Genomic DNA, 18,896 nt, shown 5'->3' with positions numbered 1-18,896 from the left:
CGCGGCTCTCTATTGATGGCCCGGCAAATGCTGCCGCCGGACCACGCTCGTCAAAGGCTGGCCGTGACGATGCGAATTTACTTCGCGCCCAGTGCCAGTTTGGCGACTTGTGGCGCAGGCTGGTAGCCCGGAATGACCTGACCGTCAGCCAAAACGATGGCCGGTGTACCGTTCACGCCAATCGACTGACCGAGGGCAAACTGCTTGGACACCGGGTTATCGCACTTGGCGGCCTTGATTTCCTTGCCATCGACCATCTTGTCCATGGCGGCTTTCTTGTCTTTGGAGCACCACACGGCTTGCAGTTGCTCGTCACCCGGCGAGCCCAGGCCCTGGCGCGGGAACGCAACATAACGCACTTCGATGCCGCGTTTGTTCAGCTCAGGCACTTCGGCGTGCAGCTTGTGGCAATACGGGCAAGTGGTGTCGGTGAACACGGTGATGTGCGACTTGGTTTCGCCGATGGCCGGGTAGACCACGGTTTCAGCCACAGGAATGCCATTGATCAGTTTGGCAATGCCCAGGCGTTCGGTCTTCTCGGTCAGGTTGACCGGTTTACCGTCCTTGAGCTGGAACAGGTAGCCCTGAACCACGTATTGGCCGTCGGCGCTGGCGTAAAGCACGCGGCTGCCCTTGAGCTTGACTTCGTACAGACCTGGCAGCGGGCTGGCGGTGATGGTTTCGACCGGCACGTCGAGCTGGAGGTTTTCCAGGCTTTTACGAATGGCTTGGTCGGCCGCGTCATCGGCGACGGCAAAGGTGCTGACCAACGCAATGGCTGCAGCGGCGAAAATCTGGGTCAGACGCATGAGAACTCCTGAAGGCGGACAAATGGGACGATCAGAACGCCCGTGCCGAAACACCGGGTCATAACCGCCCATCGTGCAAACCGGCAAAGCCTACCACATAAGGCCCGTGTGGCGAGGGGGCTTGCCCCCGTTGGGTTGCGAAGCAGCCCCTCTTTGGCGATCCCTATCCGACATATGGACCGAGGCGTGAGGCTTGACGACTGCTGCGCAGCCGAACGGGGGGCAAGCCCCCTCGCCACAGGGTTTGTAACCATCCCGCATTGATTAGCCTCTGGGGTGATGCTTGGCATGCAGATCCTGCAAGCGCGCCCGGGCGACGTGAGTATAGATCTGGGTGGTGGAGAGATCGCTGTGGCCGAGCAACATTTGCACCACCCGAAGGTCGGCACCGTGGTTGAGCAGGTGCGTGGCGAAGGCATGACGCAAGGTATGCGGCGACAGCGACTTGCCGATCCCGGCGACCTTGGCCTGGTGCTTGATGCGATGCCAGAAGGTCTGGCGGGTCATCTGCTCACCGCGCTGGCTGGGGAACAGCACATCGCTGGGACGCCCGCCCAGCAACTCGCCACGGGCATCGCGCATGTAACGCTCGACCCAGACAATCGCCTCCTCGCCCATCGGCACCAGACGTTCCTTGCTGCCCTTGCCCATCACCCGCAGCACGCCTTGGCGCAGGTTGACCTGCTCCAGCGTCAGGCTGATCAGCTCCGTCACCCGCAAGCCACACGCGTAAAGCACCTCAAGCATGGCGCGATCACGCTGACCGATGGCCTCGCTCAAGTCCGGCGCGGCCAGCAAGGCCTCCACATCGGCTTCCGACAAGGATTTAGGCAATGGCCTACCCAGTTGCGGCATATCCACGCGCAGGGTCGGATCGACGGCAATCAGCTTTTCCCGCAACAAATAGCGATAGAAACCACGCACGCCGGAGAGGAATCGCGCCGTAGAACGGGGTTTGTAGTTTTGCTCCAGGCGCCAGGCCAGGTGATCGAGGATCAACTCGCGCCCGGCGTTGATCAGCTCCAGGCCTTTTTCCTGCAACCAGCCGTTGAACAAGGCCAGGTCGCTGCGATAGGCATCGCGGGTGTTATCGGAAAGGCCTTTCTCCAGCCACAGGGCGTCGAGGAACTGGTCTATCAGGGGATGATCGATGGCAGGCATGGGGGCTCAGGACTGGCGGGCAAAAGGCCGCAAAAATGAAGAGTCTTGCATAACACGTTGAAGGTGACACATGAAATTCGGGCACAAAAAAAGCATCCCTTGCGGGATGCTTCTTTTTGAGTAGACGCTCAGCTCATTACCGGGCCGGTTCGTTCTGCCCCAGGATCAGCTTGCCATCCTTGTCGACCGGAATCTGATTGCCCGGATCGCGATCCATCCGCACCTTGCCTTCCTTGCCGTCCAGCGAATAACGAACGTCGTAGCCTACGACCTTGTCGCTGATGTCATTGACCGTGTTACAGCGAGTCTGAGTCGTGGTGTAGGTGTCACGCTCCTGCATGCCTTCCTGCACCTTGTTACCCGCATAACCGCCGCCGACCGCACCGGCCACTGTGGCGATTTTCTTGCCTGTACCGCCGCCGATCTGGTTGCCCAACAGGCCACCAGCCAGGGCGCCGACCACCGTACCGGCGATCTGGTGTTGGTCTTTCACCGGCGCTTGCCGGGTCACCGTAACGTCCTTGCACACTTCACGTGGAGTCTTGATTTGTGTCTTGACCGGTTCAACGGCCAGCACTTGTGCATACTCAGGGCCGCTTTTAACCAGTTTGTAGGTGGCAACAGCACCACCGGCAGTCACACCGACAGCACCCAATACCGCACCAACCAGCAACGACTTGTTCACATGAACCTCCTGGCTATAACAGACGGGACATACCCGCGCTTCTCCCAGCCTTGGAGCATAAAAAAAGGCGCGAGTTCAACACTCGCGCCTTCTCGGCTTGCAGCAGGAAAAAGATAACCGTTATGGGCGGTCGTCGACTTCCTTCTCGCTCGTTGCCACAGGAATCAGGTCTTCGCTGTTCAGGTTCAGCCAGATCAGCACCACGTTCGCGATGTAGATCGAGGAGTAAGTACCCGCCAGAACACCGATGAACAGGGCAATGGAGAAACCGAACAGGTTGTCGCCACCGAAGAACAACAGGGCCGCGATCGCCAGCAAGGTGGAGATCGACGTCGCCATGGTCCGCAGCAGGGTTTGCGTGGTCGAGATGTTGATGTTCTCGATCAGGCTGGCCTTGCGCAGGACGCGGAAGTTCTCACGAACCCGGTCGAATACCACGATGGTGTCGTTGAGCGAGTAACCGATGATCGCCAGTACCGCCGCCAGCACCGTCAGGTCGAAGGTGATCTGGAAGAACGACAGGATACCGACGGTCACGATAACGTCGTGGATCAAGGACACGATCGCACCGACCGCAAACTTCCACTGAAAGCGGAAAGCCAGGTAGATCAGGATGCCGCCCAGTGCCATCAGCATGCCGAGGCCGCCCTGGTCGCGCAGTTCTTCACCCACCTGCGGGCCGACGAACTCGACACGCTTGACCTGAGCCGGGTTGTCGCCGCCGACTTTCTGCAGCGCTTCAGCCACCTGGTGACCCAGTTGCGGGTCTTCGCCAGGCATGCGCACCAGAAGATCGGTAGTCGCACCGAAGTTCTGCACGATGGCTTCGTGATAACCGGCTGTAGCCAGTTGCTCACGCACCTTGGTGACATCGGCCGGACGCTCGTAGGTCAGCTCGATGAGCGTACCGCCGGTGAAGTCCAGGCCCCAGTTCATGCCCTTATGAAAGACACTGAACATTGCCAGCGCGGTAAGGAACAATGTGACGCCGAACGCAAAGTTGCGAACGCCCATGAAGTTGATTGTACGTAACATGGCAGCCCCTTAAATCCACAACTTCTTGAAGTCACGACCGCCGAAGATCAGGTTGACCATCGCGCGGGTCACCATGATGGCCGTGAACATCGAGGTAAAGATCCCGAGGGACATGGTCACGGCGAAACCCTTGACCGGGCCGGTGCCCATGGCAAAGAGAATCCCGCCCACCAACAAGGTTGTCAGGTTGGCGTCGAGAATCGCGGTGAATGCCCGGCCGAAGCCTTCGTTGATTGCCCGTTGTACGGTCATGCCGGCCGCGATCTCTTCACGTATCCGCGAGAAGATCAGGACGTTGGCGTCGACCGCCATACCCATGGTCAATACGATACCGGCGATACCCGGCAGGGTCAGCGTTGCACCCAGCAGCGACATCAAGGCCAGCAGCATCACCATGTTCACTGCCAGCGCAACGGTGGCGATGAGGCCGAAGAAGCGGTAGATGGCCATGATGAACAGCGAGACAAACAGCATGCCCCACAACGATGCATCGATACCTTTGGTGATGTTGTCGGCACCCAGGCTTGGGCCAATGGTGCGCTCTTCAGCGAAGTACATCGGAGCCGCCAGACCACCGGCACGCAGCAGCAGCGCCAGCTCGGACGATTCGCCCTGGCCGTTCAGGCCAGTGATGCGGAACTGGGCACCCAGCGGCGACTGGATGGTCGCCAGGCTGATGATCTTCTTCTCTTCCTTGAACGTCTGAACCGGCACGTCTTTCTCGACGCCGTTGACCACTTGCTTGACGTAAGTGGTGACCGGACGCTGTTCGATGAAGATCACCGCCATGCTGCGACCGACGTTGCTGCGAGTCGCACGACTCATCAGCTCGCCACCGTGACCATCCAGACGGATGTTCACTTCTGGCGTACCGTGCTCGCCGAAGCCGGCCTTGGCGTCAGTCACCTGGTCGCCGGTGATGATCAGGCCACGCTCGATCAGAGCCGGAGGACGCTTGCCTTCACGGAACTCGAATTCCTCGGAAGTGGCTTTCGAAGCGCCAGGCTCAGCGGCCAGACGGAACTCCAGGTTGGCCGTCTTGCCGAGGATACGCTTGGCTTCTGCGGTGTCTTGCACGCCCGGCAGCTCAACCACGATGCGGTTGGCGCCCTGGCGCTGAACGATAGGTTCGGCAACACCCAGCTCGTTGACGCGGTTACGTACCGTGGTCAAGTTCTGCTTGATGGAGTATTCACGGATTTCCGCCAGCTTGGCCGGGGTCATCGCCAGACGCAGTACCGGTTGGCCATTGAGGTCGGCCGGAACAATGTCGAAATCGTTGAAGTTCTTGCGGATCAGCGCACGGGCCTGTTCGCGGGAGTCTTCATCAGTGAAGCCCAGCTGAATGGCACCGCCCAGTTGCGGCAGGCTGCGATAGCGCAGTTTCTCTTTGCGCAACAGGCTCTTCACATCGCCTTCGTAGACTTTCAGGCGTGCGTCGAGGGCTTTGTCCATGTCCACTTCCAGCAGGAAGTGCACACCACCGGACAAGTCCAGACCCAGCTTCATCGGGTGCGCGCCCAGGCTGCGCAGCCATTGCGGGGTGGTTTGCGCCAGGTTCAGTGCAACGACGTAGTCATCGCCCAATGCCTTGCGCACAACGTCTTTGGCTGGCAACTGGTCTTCAGCCTTGACCAGGCGAATCAGACCGCCCTTGCCGTTTGCCGCCAGCGTGGCCGCCTTGACGTTGATCCCGGATTCCTTGAGCGCGGTGCTCACACGGTCCAGATCAGCCTGATTGACTTGCAGCGCAGTGCTTGCACCGCTGACCTGAATGGCCGGGTCATCAGGATATAGATTGGGAGCGGAATAAATCAGACCGACCGCCAGCACCGCCAGGATCAGAATGTATTTCCACAGAGGGTATTTGTTCAGCATCACGCCGCCCGCTTATGACGCGGGGCGCCTTGCGCGCCCCGTCGATTGAGTAGAAGTTGTAACTTAGATCGCTTTGAGCGTGCCTTTTGGCAGCGTGGCGGCGATGGCGCCTTTCTGGAACTTCATTTCAACGGTGTCGGAAACTTCCAGAACCACGAAGTCGTCGGACACTTTGGTGATTTTGCCGGCGATACCACCGGTGGTCACAACTTCGTCACCTTTTTGCAGGCTGCTCAGCAGGTTCTTCTGCTCTTTGGCGCGCTTGGCCTGTGGACGCCAGATCATCAGGTAGAAGATGACCAGGAAACCGACCAGGAAAATCCACTCAAAGCCGCCGCCCATCGGGCCTGCCGCAGGTGCAGCAGCGTCAGCCATGGCATTAGAGATAAAAAAGCTCATTTAGCACTCCAGTTGCAAATGTTGAATCTTGGGGTCAGAAAACTCAGTCCAAAGGCGGAACAGGCAACCCGCGTTTGGCGTAGAAGGCATCGACAAAGGCGGCCAATGTACCCTGTTGAATAGCCTCGCGCAAACCAGCCATAAGCACTTGATAATGGCGCAAGTTATGGATGGTATTGAGCATGCTTCCCAGCATTTCGCCGCACTTGTCCAGGTGATGCAGATAAGCGCGGGAGAAATTCTGGCAGGTATAGCAATCGCAGGTCGGATCCAGCGGCGAATCATCATGGCGATGGAACGCGTTACGGATCTTCAGCACGCCTGTATCAATGAACAGATGCCCGTTGCGGGCATTACGGGTTGGCATCACGCAATCGAACATGTCCACACCGCGGCGCACACCCTCAACCAGATCTTCCGGTTTGCCAACGCCCATAAGGTAACGAGGTTTGTCAGCCGGCATCTGACCCGGCAGGTAATCGAGCACCTTGATCATCTCGTGCTTGGGCTCGCCCACCGACAGACCGCCGATGGCCAGGCCGTCGAAGCCGATCTTGTCGAGGCCTTCCAAGGAGCGCATGCGCAGATCCTGGTGCATGCCGCCCTGGACGATGCCGAACAACGCCGCCGTGTTGTCGCCATGGGCGTTTTTCGAACGCTGAGCCCAGCGCAACGACAGCTCCATCGATACGCGAGCGACGTCTTCGTCGGCCGGGTACGGGGTGCATTCGTCGAAAATCATCACAATGTCGGAGCCCAGGTCACGCTGGACCTGCATCGACTCTTCCGGGCCCATGAACACTTTGGCGCCGTCGACCGGAGAAGCGAAGGTCACGCCCTCCTCCTTGATCTTGCGCATGGCGCCCAGGCTGAACACCTGGAAACCGCCGGAGTCGGTCAGAATCGGGCCTTTCCACTGCATGAAATCGTGCAGGTCGCCGTGCTTCTTGATCACTTCGGTGCCAGGACGCAACCACAAGTGGAAAGTGTTGCCCAGAATGATTTCCGCGCCGGTGGCGACGATATCCCGCGGCAGCATGCCCTTGACCGTACCGTACGTGCCCACCGGCATGAAGGCCGGGGTCTCGACGGTACCGCGCGGGAAGGTCAAACGACCGCGACGCGCCTTGCCGTCAGTAGCAAGCAACTCAAACGACATACGACTTTGGCGACTCATTCTTTGTCCTCAGGGCCACGTGGTGCGGGATTACGGGTGATAAACATCGCATCACCGTAGCTGAAAAAGCGGTATTCGTTGTCGACGGCGGCTTTATAGGCGGCCATGGTCTCGGGATAACCGGCGAACGCCGAAACCAGCATCAACAGCGTGGATTCGGGCAAATGGAAGTTGGTGACCAGAGCATCGACCACATGAAACGGCCGACCCGGGTAGATAAAGATATCGGTGTCGCCACTGAACGGCTTGAGCACGCCATCGCGCGCGGCACTTTCCAGGGAACGCACGCTGGTGGTCCCCACGGCCACCACACGACCGCCACGAGCGCGGCAGGCCGCAACGGCATCGACCACGTCCTGGCCGACTTCCAGCCATTCGCTGTGCATGTGGTGATCTTCGATCTTCTCCACGCGCACCGGCTGGAACGTGCCCGCGCCGACGTGCAAGGTCACGAATGCGGTCTCGATGCCCTTGGCGGCAATCGCCTCCATCAGCGGCTGATCAAAATGCAGCCCCGCCGTCGGCGCCGCCACCGCGCCCAGGCGCTGGGCGTACACCGTCTGATAACGCTCGCGGTCCGAGCCTTCATCCGGGCGATCTATATAAGGAGGCAACGGCATGTGCCCGACGCGGTCGAGCAGCGGCAACACCTCTTCGGCAAACCCCAGTTCGAACAACGCATCGTGACGCGCCAGCATCTCGGCCTCGCCACCGCCGTCGATCAAAATCTTCGAGCCGGGCTTGGGCGATTTGCTGGAACGCACATGGGCCAGCACGCGATGACTGTCGAGCACCCGCTCCACCAGAATTTCCAGCTTGCCGCCGGAAGCTTTCTGGCCAAACAGCCGCGCCGGAATCACCCGGGTATTGTTGAACACCATCAAATCGCCTGGGCGCAAATGCTCAAGCAAATCAGTGAATTGACGGTGTGCCAGGGCGCCGCTGACCCCATCCAGGGTCAACAGGCGACTACCGCGACGCTCGGCCAAAGGATGGCGAGCAATCAGCGAATCAGGGAGCTCGAAGGTAAAGTCAGCAACGCGCATGATGGGGTTCGTCTAGCAGGGCCGGGAAGTCTAGCGGAAATATCAAAAATTCTCCATGTACCTGATTGACCAGCGGTATTCACCTCTCTATACTTCGCCGCCATTGAGCCCTGATGGCGGAATTGGTAGACGCGGCGGATTCAAAATCCGTTTTCGAAAGGAGTGGGAGTTCGAGTCTCCCTCGGGGCACCAAAATTAAGAAAGGTCTTGCTTTGCAAGGCCTTTTTTTTCGCCTGTAGAAAAGCCATTGCCCGCACCGCTGTCGTGTGGGGGCTGCCGAAGGTTGCGATCTTTTGATCTTGCTTCTTGTCACGCACGTCCCGCACCGGTGGAACATTTCACAAGGATTCCCCCATGGAATTGCAGCTGGAAACTGTTGCCCTCTTCTCTCTCAAGCTGGCTTATGAGACGGAAGATTCAAGTCCGATTTTGCGTGACGATCTGGTCATGGGTGATTACCAGCGGGATGTGTTTGAGTTGCTGGTGCGGCGAGGGGATGTCGAGACCATTAAGGTCAAAGTGGGTGAATGCGTGGAGTTGGCGCTTGAGGCGATAGGTGGGGGTGGTACGCCGCTGGGTCGAGAGCTGGATAGATTGTCAGGAGATTTCAGCGCTGCGCAGACGATGGAACAGCTTGATACACCGCTCATTGCCCTTAAGGAATACTTGAAAGATATTCAGTGAATGAAAATGCAGTGTGCAAACCAGGCGTTTCCGGCTTTTCTTAAACAAGAGGCAGAGGCTCTCGACCAGGTTATAGGGCTGCTCTGCCAGGCGCGTGTGGAAATGCATCGATTCATAGAGGTCAGAGTCGGTGAGGAGGAGTTGATCATTCCCTACCGGATTTATGACCTAGGTTATGAGACAGCCTTTGACTACTTGAGTGAAACCCAGAGCCTTTTGTACTCGTGCCTTCTGACACGGCACCACGATGGTCATGTGCGCCAACGTCAATTGGAACGGATTCTCTCAGTGCATGCCCCCTGGATTGTCCCGTTCGTGTTGCAACTGACAGGCGAGTACGTCATCCAGATTCTAGAAACCGTTGAAGCGCACCTACCCAAGTTCGATCCGGCGCTTTACGGTCGTTTTATTCGGGACAATCAGGCGTACTTTCAAACGACGCAAGCACGCATGATCAGTTACTGGAATTGCTACTACCGACACTCGTACAAATGCCAGTCCGACTATGTAGGGTTTCGGCTGTTTACCAAATTTCGCGAATTTCAAGAAAGCTGCTAGAACTCAACCCTGTTATAAACGCCTTCAGCTCCCACATTATGACCAAAGCCGCACCACTCACCTGCCGTGCGCTTTACAGTGAGCAGATCTTTTTTAATGTCGAAGTCGTATACGCAGTCGCCTTCGTCATCTCCGCTCATGGCGTATTTAGCCTTGCCATTATCAACCTCTAATACCGTTGAAAACTCACCTATATTGGGACCGTAGTACATCGCCATCAGGCCAGTGTAATAACCCTGAAAATCAACTTTGTATTTCTGACCCTGCGGCTTGATAGTCATGGTGCTCCATAACGACGCCCCGGCATATTGCCAATATTGTCCTTCTGACTTAGCAGACAGTTTCTCTACCGAGTTTTTTATATCGCTACTGAATTTTTCAAGGTTGAAAATCGACTTTTTGTCGTTTGGAAGAATATTCAGCCATGCCCGGGCCTTAAGGTAATTGCCTTCGTGTACATAGGTGAGAGCGACGTTATTGTAGGCCATCGCAACTGCCTCTTCGCCTAGCTGACAACTCTCCGACCAGCCGACCTGCCGCTCGTATTGCTCCCGAGCCTTGGCGTATTGCTTAAGCTTGTAATACTTTCCGCCCTCGGCGGAGTATTCACTAACTTTAAGACAGTTAGCCGTCGCCTCTTCCTCTGTAATGTCCGCATGAACAAAAAGCGGGGTAATAAAAAGCAGTATGATCGCGTCAATTTTTATAAAGCGGCGCACTGAAGGATAGAAGTGCTGAATATCCATATTATTTTTTCCTGTTAAAAACTTAAATTCCAAACGGCGTAAAGGGTAGCGTTGTCGTGCGGGAGAAACAATTGCATAAAAAGGGGACGGTCCATCTGACGGCGGTGACATTTTTTGCGATACCTGAAGCCGCCATGCCTGGGCTGCGCATTATTTGACGGCGATGAGTAAGGCGGTGGTTGATGATGCGGTGAAGGTGCTTGCGCGGGATCGAGATTCTGCGCCGGCACCTGAGCGGGCGGCGACATCTGAAGGGTAGTGGCTGGAGAATGGCGGGATGGTTTTGATGCCGGTGGGTGACCGGTATGACGCCTGTGGGAGTGAGCTGCTTGGGATGGTGGCCGGGCATCAGTATTGATGTTGGCTGAGCTGGCGCTTTCGCGAGCAAGCTTCGCTCCTACAGGGGTTGCGGTTGTCTGACAGGGATTGTTAGCCCCGAGCTTTTCGGGGCTTTTAGTTGATCAGATCAAAGCGGGGCTTTTTATCCAGCGTGAATGTTTATAGGGCCTTTGGTTTACAGCGCAATAAATCAACGCATCTGCTCCCTGGAATTGCCCACGGATCTGATGCTGTTTCTTACCTGTGATGCTTGATATATATCAGGCATCGACAGGCCCTCAGGGCATTAGGTCAGTGAGCGAACGCCCCACGCCCCGCTCATCTAGACTTAATGGATAGTCGTAGGCAGAACCGAACACGTCGCTTTGGTGCGGATGATTCAAAGGCGGCGTGGCAAGCTGCGTGATATGCCTGAAGAGGTGCGGCAAAGACCGCGCCGGGCACAACAAGATGCCCACTCAGGGTGCCCTGGCCAACGGTCTGAAAATGCCACGAAACCGTGACGTGGTGTGAACGCCGCAGCCGACACTTTCGGACGACCGACAACCGCCTGGTTTGTCCGTGACCGTGAGGAATGCTGTATGTCTGATGAGATGTTGCACCTGCCTATGGTCAACAGCCTGCTGGAGCGCCACAAGGGTTTGCCCGGCGCATTGTTGCCGATCCTTCATGAAATTCAGGAGGGCATCGGTTATATCCCCGATGCCGCCGTTCCCGAGATTGCCCACGCCCTCAACCTGAGTCAGGCCGAGGTTCGCGGGGTGATCAGCTTCTACCATGATTTCCGTACCGCGCCTCCTGCCCGACATATCCTGCGTCTGTGCCGGGCCGAGTCCTGCCAGAGCCGCGGTGCCGAGCAGCTCGCGGCGCAATTGCGCGACCGCCTGCAACTGGACGACCACGGCAGCAGTGCCGACGGCAACATCAGTCTGCGCCCGGTGTATTGCCTCGGCGCCTGCGCCTGCTCGCCTGCCCTGGAGCTGGATGGTCAGGTGCATGCGCGGCTCACTGCCGAACGCCTGGATGCCCTGCTCAACGCTTGCCAGGAGGACGCATGATGCCGACGCTTTATCTGCCCTGTGATTCTCTTGCCCGTGCCGTAGGCGCCGATGAGGTGGCCGTGGCCCTGACCACTCAGGCCCGGGAGCGCGGTCTGTCGTTGGACTTGCAGCGCACCAGCTCGCGCGGCCTGTACTGGCTGGAACCGCTGCTGGAAATGGACAGCCCGCAAGGTCGTATCGGCTTCGGCCCGCTGACCGCTGCCGATGTGCCGTCCGTGCTCGATGCGCTGCAAGGCGAGCCGTCCGCTCATCCGCTGGCCTTGGGGCTGGTGGAGGAGTTGCCTTATCTGAAGAGCCAACAACGCCTGTTGTTCGCCCGCGCCGGTATTACCCGGCCGCTGTCGTTGGAGGATTACCGGGCTCATGGCGGTTTCGAGGGCTTGACCCAGGCCATCGCTCTGGGCGGCGAGCAGACCGCGACTGCAGTATTCGATTCTGGCCTGCGTGGCCGTGGCGGCGCGGCTTTCCCGGCCGGGATCAAATGGCGCACGGTGCGCGCTACCCAAGCGGCGCAGAAATACATTGTGTGCAACGCCGACGAAGGCGACTCCGGCACCTTCGCCGACCGTATGCTGATGGAAGGCGACCCCTTCCTGCTGATCGAAGGCATGGCCATTGCCGGCATCACCGTCGGCGCCAGCTACGGCTACATCTATGTGCGCTCGGAATATCCACAGGCCGTGGCCACCTTGCGCGAGGCGCTGGACATCGCCCGGGCCGCCGGTTACCTCGGCGCCAATGTCGGCGGCAGCGGACTGGCCTTCGACATGGAAGTGCGGGTCGGTGCCGGCGCTTACATCTGCGGTGAGGAAACCGCGCTGCTGGACTCCCTCGAAGGCAAGCGCGGGATCGTCCGCGCCAAGCCGCCGATCCCCGCGCTGCAGGGCCTGTTCGGCCTGCCGACCCTGGTGCACAACGTGCTGACGCTGGCCTCGGTGCCAATGATTATGGCCAAGGGCGCGCAGTTCTATCGCGACTACGGCATGGGCCGTTCCCTGGGCACCATGCCCTTCCAGCTGGCGGGTAATATTCGTCACGGCGGTCTGGTGGAACGGGCCTTTGGCCTGACCCTGCGGGAATTGGTGGAAGACTACGGCGGCGGGACCGCCAGTGGCCGGCCGCTGAAGGCCGCGCAGGTTGGCGGCCCTCTCGGTGCGTGGGTGCCACCCTCGCAATTCGATACGCCGCTGGATTACGAAGCCTTCGCCGCCATGGGCGCGATGCTCGGCCACGGTGGTGTGGTGGTGGCTGATGACACGTTGGACATGGCCCACATGGCGCGCTTCGCCATGCAGTTTTGTGCCGAGGAATCCTGTGGCAAATGCACACCGTGCCGTATCGGCTCGACCCGGGGCGTTGAGGTGATAGACCGCCTGCTGGCTGCGCCTGACCAGAACGGTCGCGATGAGCAGGCGATTATCCTCAAGGACCTGTGCGACACAATGCAATACGGTTCGCTGTGCGCGTTGGGTGGCATGACCTCCTATCCGGTCGTCAGCGCCCTCAAGCACTTCCCCGCCGACTTCGGTCTGCAAGCCTCGGAGGCCGAGCAATGATCACTGTATTCGACCCGAAAACCGATATGGATCTGGGTACCCCGGCCCGCGAAAGCCAGGTGCAAGTCACCCTGAACATCGACGGCCAAAGCATCAGCGTGCCCGAAGGCACCTCGGTGATGCGCGCCGCCGCGTTGCTGGGCACCACCATCCCCAAACTGTGTGCCACCGACAGCCTGGAAGCCTTTGGCTCCTGCCGGATGTGTCTGGTGGAGATCGACGGCATGCGCGGCTACCCCGCATCCTGCACCACGCCGGTCAGCGAAGGCATGACCGTGCACACCCAGACGCCGAAGCTCGCGACCCTGCGCCGCAACGTCATGGAGCTGTACATCTCCGATCACCCGCTGGATTGCCTGACCTGCTCGGCCAACGGCAACTGCGAGCTGCAAACCGTCGCCGGCCAGGTCGGCCTGCGGGAAGTGCGTTACGGCTATGAGGGCGAGAACCATCTGGACGACGTGAAGGACACGTCCAACCCGTACTTCGACTACGACCCGAGCAAGTGCATCGTCTGCAACCGCTGCGTGCGCGCCTGCGAAGAAACCCAGGGTACGTTTGCCCTGACCATTACCGGGCGCGGGTTCGAATCCCGGGTCGCGGCCGCCGGTGGCGAGGACTTCCTCGACTCGGAATGCGTGTCCTGCGGCGCCTGTGTGCAAGCCTGCCCGACCGCGACGCTGATGGAAAAAAGTGTGGTCGAACTGGGTCAGCCCGAACACAGTGTGATCACCACCTGCGCCTATTGCGGTGTGGGCTGTTCGTTCCGCGCCGAGATGAAAGGCGACCAACTGGTGCGCATGGTTCCAGACAAGAACGGCCAGGCCAACCACGGCCACTCCTGCGTCAAGGGGCGCTTTGCCTGGGGCTACGCGACTCACCCGGATCGCATCACCAAGCCGATGATCCGCAAGTCCATTAACGACCCTTGGCAGGAAGTCAGCTGGGATGAAGCGGTGACTTACGCCGCCAGCGAATTCCGCCGGTTGCAGCAAAAATACGGCCGCGATTCCATTGGTGGCATCACCTCCAGCCGTTGCACCAACGAAGAAACCTACCTGGTGCAAAAACTGGTGCGCGCCGCGTTCGGCAACAACAACGTCGACACCTGTGCGCGGGTCTGCCACTCACCGACCGGCTATGGCCTGAAACAAACCCTGGGCGAGTCCGCCGGCACACAGAGTTTCGACTCGGTGATGCAGGCTGACGTGATCCTGGTGATGGGTGCCAACCCCAGCGACGCTCACCCGGTGTTCGCCTCCCAGCTCAAGCGCCGCCTGCGTGAAGGCGCGCGACTGATCGTCATCGACCCACGCCGTATTGACCTGGTGGACACGGTGCATGCCCGCGCCGAACTGCACCTGGCCCTGCGTCCGGGCACCAACGTCGCCATGCTCAACGCCCTGGCCCACGTCATCGTCACCGAAGGCTTGCTCAACCAGGCCTTTATCGACGCCCGTTGCGAAGGCAACGATTTCGCCCACTGGAAAGAGTTCGTCAGCCGAGCGGAAAACTCGCCGGAAGCCCTTGGCCCTGTCTGCGGCGTAGAACCTGCCGATATCCGTGCCGCTGCGCGCTTGTATGCCACCGGCGGTAACGCGGCGATCTACTACGGCCTGGGCGTCACCGAGCACAGCCAGGGCAGTACCGCGGTCATGGGCATTGCCAACCTGGCCATGGCCACCGGCAACATCGGTCGCGAAGGCGTGGGCGTGAACCCGTTGCGTGGGCAGAACAACGTTCAGGGCTCCTGCGACATGGGCTCCTTCCCCCACGAACTGCCCGGTTACCGTCACGTCTCCAACGAGGTGGTACGGACGCAGTTCGAACAGGCCTGGAACGTCACCCTGCAACCCGATCCGGGCCTGCGCATTCCCAACATGTTCGAGTCTGCACTGGCCGGCAGCTTCAAGGGCCTGTACTGCCAGGGCGAAGACATCGCCCAGAGCGACCCCAACACCCAACACGTCACCGCGGCGCTGTCGGCCATGGAATGCATCGTGGTGCAGGACATTTTCCTCAACGAAACCGCCAAGTTCGCCCATGTGTTCCTGCCAGGCGCCTCGTTCCTGGAAAAAGACGGCACCTTCACCAACGCCGAGCGGCGCATCTCCCGGGTACGCAAGGTCATGGAGCCTCTGGGCGGCAAGGCCGACTGGGAAGGCACCGTGGCTCTGGCTAACGCCCTGGGCTATCCGATGAACTACAAGCATCCGTCGGAAATCATGGATGAAATCGCCAGCCTGACGCCGACCTTCACCAACGTCAGCTACGCCGCACTGGATAGTCACGGCAGCCTGCAATGGCCGTGCAACGCCGCGGCACCGGACGGCACCCCAACCATGCACATTGAGGAATTCGTGCGTGGCAAGGGGCGCTTCATGCTCACCGGCTACGTGCCGACCGAGGAAAAGGTCAACAGTCGCTATCCGCTGCTGCTGACCACCGGACGCATCCTCAGCCAGTACAACGTCGGCGCCCAGACCCGGCGTACTGAAAACGTCGCCTGGCACGACGAAGACCGCCTGGAAATCCACCCGACCGACGCCGAGAGCCGTGGGATCAACGAAGGCGATTGGGTCGGCATCGGCAGCCGCGCCGGCCAGACCGTACTGCGGGCACGAGTCACCGAACGGGTTGCCCCGGGCGTGGTGTACACCACCTTCCACTTCCCTGAGTCGGGTGCCAACGTGATCACCACCGACAACTCCGACTGGGCGACCAACTGTCCGGAGTACAAGGTCACCGCCGTGGAGGTCAGCCGCGTCTATCACCCTTCCGAGTGGCAAAAACGCTATCAGGCATTCAGCGACGAACAACAACGCCTGCTCAACGAACGTCGCCATGAACGCAGCGCCGGGACAAAAGCCGAGGTACGCCGATGAGTACGGAAAACCTGATCAAGATGGTCAACCAGATCGCCCAATACTTTGCCAGCGAACCGGATCAGCAACAGGCCGTGCTCGGCGTGCGCAATCATCTGCAGATGTACTGGACGCCCGGCATGCGCAAGGAGTTGCTGGCCTGGCAGACGACGCATCAGGGAGCAGACTTGCACCCGCTGGCGCAGGCAGCGGTTAGTGGGGCTGGCTGGGAGGCTTAGGTTTACAGATCCCTTGGCCTGTTGAGACGGGCCAAGGGAGCGTTCCAGCGTTTTTAACGTCGACCCTGTATTCAATGAGTGACGGAGCCAAACGCAGCCAAAATCCACATCAGTCAGCAACATCCTTCGGCATAATCCCATCGGTTTGATATCGTGTTGCCATCGCCTCATCTCATCAAAGATGACCAATGGCGGTTTCAGGGTTATGGCGAACAAGGAAAAGGATTGAATGCTGCTAATTGGCGTATTGGTGTTCCTCGCTGCGACAGTGGGGATGTGGATTTGGGTGGTGAAGAACCGCGGAGCTGTGAATCTATGGCTCGCCAACCTGGCAGGTGCCGTGGGTAGTTTTATTGTCGGGATAGCGGTGCTGGTTTTGTTCAATAGATGGCTTGCCCCCGGAGAAGCCTCCTCAGCACGGATCGTTTTATACGTACTCTATACGTTGATGGCGGTTATGGGCGCCTTCGTCGGCACATGGCTCTTGGTGATTGCCAGACTCAAGCAGTCTGAACACCCCGCCTTCCGTCATTTGATTGCCGGGACGTGTAGTCTGTTGGCGGCAGCGATCACTTTGGTAGTGTGGTCAGTAATCCTCCTCCCCAGCAAATGAGTATCCCCCCAGGCAATTGCTGAACTTCAGCCTGGGCCTGCATGATCATCGCCGGCGAGAGTCCTTGCCCGTCGGCGTGAAACTTCCGGAAGTCAGGCTCGCACGTAGACCCAGGCACTGATGCCGGACTTGAGGGTCACACTGACGCGTTTGTAGTCCGCCACCTCGTATTCGTCGGCCGCGACCAGCTCTTGGGCCGTGATCTCGAAAACAGTGCCGGCGATCTTGTCCGACAGGTCGCCACTCTCCTGCACGATCGGATGATGGCTTTTCCCACTCGCCGCCAACACCGCCGGATCGGTTATCTCGACCAAGTTCTGCTTGTAACCTGGCAGGCTGTCCAGGCGCCCTTTCAACTCGCGCCCGAAGGTGGACAGCTGAACGGCCCGGTCCTGCAAAGTACCGTAGGAGAACAGCAGAACCGGTTGCTCTGTTTGGTTTGGCATGAGGTTTCCTTAATCAGATAAGCAAGTCTTCGTAGAACGCTCCGAAAGGGCGCTCAGGGTGGGCGATCTGGATTTCCAGAATCCACAGGCCGGTCGTTGGGCACTTGTCTAAATCCCCGAGGTCGCCACCACGGTGAATGGCATGAGGGAAATCGCTGACTCTGTGGCCCTTGATGTCCAGGTTGAGCTTCCACCCCATGGCTTGCGCCTGGTCGGCCGCATAGCGGTAAAGCTCCATGCCGGAAACCCGCTCGCTGCGCCAAAAACCTTCGACTCTATTGAAAAGCTCCCGGGAGGCCGCAGCACAGGCGATCATTTCCGGGTCGGAACCGGTGGTGAACGTCGCCCCTGCATCACCTTCGTGCCCTTGCCAGACCGCGCCCATGTCGACGAAGAAAATATCTTCGTCACCCAACACAGGATCGCCATCGGAGCGTTGTTTGAACGTCTTGAGCGTATTGGCGCCAAAGCGGATCAGCAGCGGGTGCCAGATGCGATCCATGCCAAGTTCCGACAGAACCTGTTTACCCAGTGACTGGGCTTCGGACTCGCGCATGCCGGGAGAAACAACCCGGGCAATCTGTTCGATAGCCTTCCAGGTCATCTGCTGCGCATGGCGCATCGTTTCCGACGTGTAATGCTCGCCTACTGCTTCTTTACCGCTCAGGGCCGCTGTCATCGATCATTCCTTTTGTACGAATTCTCGCTATATATTTTCATATACTGCGATATTCGATAAAAAAGATATAGCCATGATCCAGGCTGAAGAAACTTTCCTGCGGACAAAACAAAACCCCTACCTGCATACGCAGATAGGGGTTTCGGAATTTAATCTTGACGATGACCTACTCTCACATGGGGAAACCCCACACTACCATCGGCGATGCATCGTTTCACTTCTGAGTTCGGGATGGGATCAGGTGGTTCCAATGCTCTATGGTCGTCAAGAAATTCGGGTACCGAACCGTCTTTCGACGCTTCAGCAAATTGGGTATGCGATAGTTTGTGCGGTTTTTGTGAATGCTTGCGAACTTTCGGTTCATTGCGTCTTCACACACCGCAATCTGGTGCCCTTTCGCTTTTCAGCTCGAAGCATACAAATTGCTTGGGTGTTATATGGTCAAGCCTCACGGGCAATTAGTATTGGTTAGCTCAACGCCTCACAGCGCTTACACACCCAACCTATCAACGTCGTAGTCTTCGACGGCCCTTCAGGGAGCTCAAGGCTCCAGTGAGATCTCATCTTGAGGCTAGTTTCCCGCTTAGATGCTTTCAGCGGTTATCTATTCCGAACATAGCTACCCGGCAATGCCACTGGCGTGACAACCGGAACACCAGAGGTTCGTCCACTCCGGTCCTCTCGTACTAGGAGCAGCCCCTCTCAAATCTCAAACGTCCACGGCAGATAGGGACCGAACTGTCTCACGACGTTCTAAACCCAGCTCGCGTACCACTTTAAATGGCGAACAGCCATACCCTTGGGACCGGCTTCAGCCCCAGGATGTGATGAGCCGACATCGAGGTGCCAAACACCGCCGTCGATATGAACTCTTGGGCGGTATCAGCCTGTTATCCCCGGAGTACCTTTTATCCGTTGAGC

The 18,896-nt window shown here is 58.7% G+C and carries 18 protein-coding genes, 1 tRNA gene, 2 rRNA genes and 1 pseudogene (1 of these 22 running past the window's edge); 9 read left to right on the top strand and 13 right to left on the bottom strand.

What is annotated here, in order from left to right:
- Positions 1-77: 77 nt before the first annotated feature.
- From LOY28_RS04970 to queA, 8 genes are all read right to left on the bottom strand, one after another.
- Positions 78-809, bottom strand: a complete 732-nt coding sequence (locus LOY28_RS04970) for a DsbC family protein (RefSeq protein ID WP_018926704.1) — start codon at positions 807-809, stop codon at positions 78-80.
- 264 nt (positions 810-1,073) lie between these two features.
- Positions 1,074-1,970, bottom strand: a complete 897-nt coding sequence (gene xerD / locus LOY28_RS04965; protein ID WP_007934017.1) for a site-specific tyrosine recombinase XerD — start codon at positions 1,968-1,970, stop codon at positions 1,074-1,076.
- Between the two features lie 136 nt (positions 1,971-2,106).
- On the bottom strand, positions 2,107-2,655 hold the full coding sequence (locus LOY28_RS04960) for a glycine zipper 2TM domain-containing protein (RefSeq protein ID WP_018926705.1): 549 nt from the start codon (positions 2,653-2,655) through the stop codon (positions 2,107-2,109).
- Positions 2,656-2,775: 120 nt separating this feature from the next.
- The gene (gene secF, locus LOY28_RS04955; RefSeq protein ID WP_018926706.1) at positions 2,776-3,690 is read right to left on the bottom strand and encodes a protein translocase subunit SecF; all 915 of its coding nucleotides are present in this window, start codon (positions 3,688-3,690) and stop codon (positions 2,776-2,778) included.
- Positions 3,691-3,699: 9 nt separating this feature from the next.
- Entirely contained in the window at positions 3,700-5,568 is a 1,869-nt protein-coding gene (secD, locus tag LOY28_RS04950) for a protein translocase subunit SecD (RefSeq protein ID WP_018926707.1), read from the bottom strand.
- Between the two features lie 63 nt (positions 5,569-5,631).
- Complete coding sequence (gene yajC, locus LOY28_RS04945; RefSeq protein ID WP_007934009.1) at positions 5,632-5,967, bottom strand: preprotein translocase subunit YajC; 336 nt, start codon at positions 5,965-5,967, stop codon at positions 5,632-5,634.
- 43 nt (positions 5,968-6,010) lie between these two features.
- Complete coding sequence (gene tgt / locus LOY28_RS04940) at positions 6,011-7,126, bottom strand: tRNA guanosine(34) transglycosylase Tgt (RefSeq protein ID WP_019651852.1); 1,116 nt, start codon at positions 7,124-7,126, stop codon at positions 6,011-6,013.
- Between the two features lie 14 nt (positions 7,127-7,140).
- On the bottom strand, positions 7,141-8,190 hold the full coding sequence (queA, locus tag LOY28_RS04935) for a tRNA preQ1(34) S-adenosylmethionine ribosyltransferase-isomerase QueA (protein WP_019651853.1): 1,050 nt from the start codon (positions 8,188-8,190) through the stop codon (positions 7,141-7,143).
- Between the two features lie 107 nt (positions 8,191-8,297).
- Between queA and LOY28_RS04930 the strand changes: the two genes are divergently transcribed.
- The 3 genes from LOY28_RS04930 (at position 8,298) to LOY28_RS04920 (ending at position 9,432) form a co-directional block, all read left to right on the top strand.
- Positions 8,298-8,382, top strand: a tRNA-Leu gene (locus LOY28_RS04930).
- 162 nt (positions 8,383-8,544) lie between these two features.
- The gene (locus LOY28_RS04925) at positions 8,545-8,874 is read left to right on the top strand and encodes a hypothetical protein (protein ID WP_230139359.1); all 330 of its coding nucleotides are present in this window, start codon (positions 8,545-8,547) and stop codon (positions 8,872-8,874) included.
- Positions 8,875-9,432 (top strand): hypothetical protein, encoded by a 558-nt coding sequence (locus LOY28_RS04920; protein ID WP_258613154.1) that lies wholly within the window; start codon positions 8,875-8,877, stop codon positions 9,430-9,432.
- On the opposite strand, the gene LOY28_RS04915 is transcribed toward LOY28_RS04920, so the two are convergent.
- Entirely contained in the window at positions 9,429-10,178 is a 750-nt protein-coding gene (locus LOY28_RS04915; protein WP_258613153.1) for a tetratricopeptide repeat protein, read from the bottom strand. The two genes, LOY28_RS04920 and LOY28_RS04915, sit on opposite strands and share 4 nt — an antisense overlap.
- Before the next feature lie 130 nt (positions 10,179-10,308).
- Between LOY28_RS04915 and LOY28_RS04910 the strand changes: the two are divergent.
- The 6 genes and pseudogenes from LOY28_RS04910 to LOY28_RS04885 form a co-directional block, all read left to right on the top strand.
- Positions 10,309-10,437, top strand: a pseudogene (locus LOY28_RS04910) (DUF3077 domain-containing protein); the annotation flags it as partial.
- A gap of 661 nt (positions 10,438-11,098) precedes the next feature.
- On the top strand, positions 11,099-11,575 hold the full coding sequence (locus LOY28_RS04905; protein ID WP_018926718.1) for a formate dehydrogenase subunit gamma: 477 nt from the start codon (positions 11,099-11,101) through the stop codon (positions 11,573-11,575).
- Positions 11,572-13,134 (top strand): NADH-quinone oxidoreductase subunit NuoF, encoded by a 1,563-nt coding sequence (locus LOY28_RS04900; protein WP_258613152.1) that lies wholly within the window; start codon positions 11,572-11,574, stop codon positions 13,132-13,134. The genes LOY28_RS04905 and LOY28_RS04900 overlap by 4 nt, the downstream gene beginning before the upstream one ends.
- Positions 13,131-16,019 (top strand): formate dehydrogenase subunit alpha, encoded by a 2,889-nt coding sequence (gene fdhF, locus LOY28_RS04895; protein ID WP_019581640.1) that lies wholly within the window; start codon positions 13,131-13,133, stop codon positions 16,017-16,019. Before LOY28_RS04900 ends, fdhF begins: the two co-directional genes overlap by 4 nt.
- Positions 16,016-16,237 (top strand): formate dehydrogenase subunit delta, encoded by a 222-nt coding sequence (locus LOY28_RS04890; protein WP_018926721.1) that lies wholly within the window; start codon positions 16,016-16,018, stop codon positions 16,235-16,237. Before fdhF ends, LOY28_RS04890 begins: the two co-directional genes overlap by 4 nt.
- Before the next feature lie 229 nt (positions 16,238-16,466).
- On the top strand, positions 16,467-16,850 hold the full coding sequence (locus LOY28_RS04885) for a hypothetical protein (RefSeq protein WP_018926722.1): 384 nt from the start codon (positions 16,467-16,469) through the stop codon (positions 16,848-16,850).
- A gap of 92 nt (positions 16,851-16,942) precedes the next feature.
- On the opposite strand, the gene LOY28_RS04880 is transcribed toward LOY28_RS04885, so the two are convergent.
- The 4 genes from LOY28_RS04880 to LOY28_RS04865 all read right to left on the bottom strand — a co-directional run.
- A complete protein-coding gene (locus LOY28_RS04880) occupies positions 16,943-17,296 on the bottom strand; it encodes a gamma-glutamylcyclotransferase family protein (protein ID WP_258613151.1) in 354 nt (117 codons plus the stop codon).
- Between the two features lie 13 nt (positions 17,297-17,309).
- On the bottom strand, positions 17,310-17,975 hold the full coding sequence (locus LOY28_RS04875) for a M24 family metallopeptidase (RefSeq protein ID WP_258613150.1): 666 nt from the start codon (positions 17,973-17,975) through the stop codon (positions 17,310-17,312).
- A 153-nt stretch (positions 17,976-18,128) separates the two neighbouring features.
- Positions 18,129-18,244 (bottom strand): 5S ribosomal RNA (rrf, locus tag LOY28_RS04870).
- A 168-nt stretch (positions 18,245-18,412) separates the two neighbouring features.
- A 23S ribosomal RNA gene (locus LOY28_RS04865) occupies positions 18,413-18,896 on the bottom strand (it continues 2,408 nt past the right edge of the window).

Origin of the sequence: Pseudomonas sp. B21-017 (genome assembly GCF_024749245.1) — a bacterium.
Classification (GTDB): Bacteria; Pseudomonadota; Gammaproteobacteria; order Pseudomonadales; family Pseudomonadaceae; genus Aquipseudomonas.
This window is presented reverse-complemented; position numbering and strand designations above follow the sequence as displayed.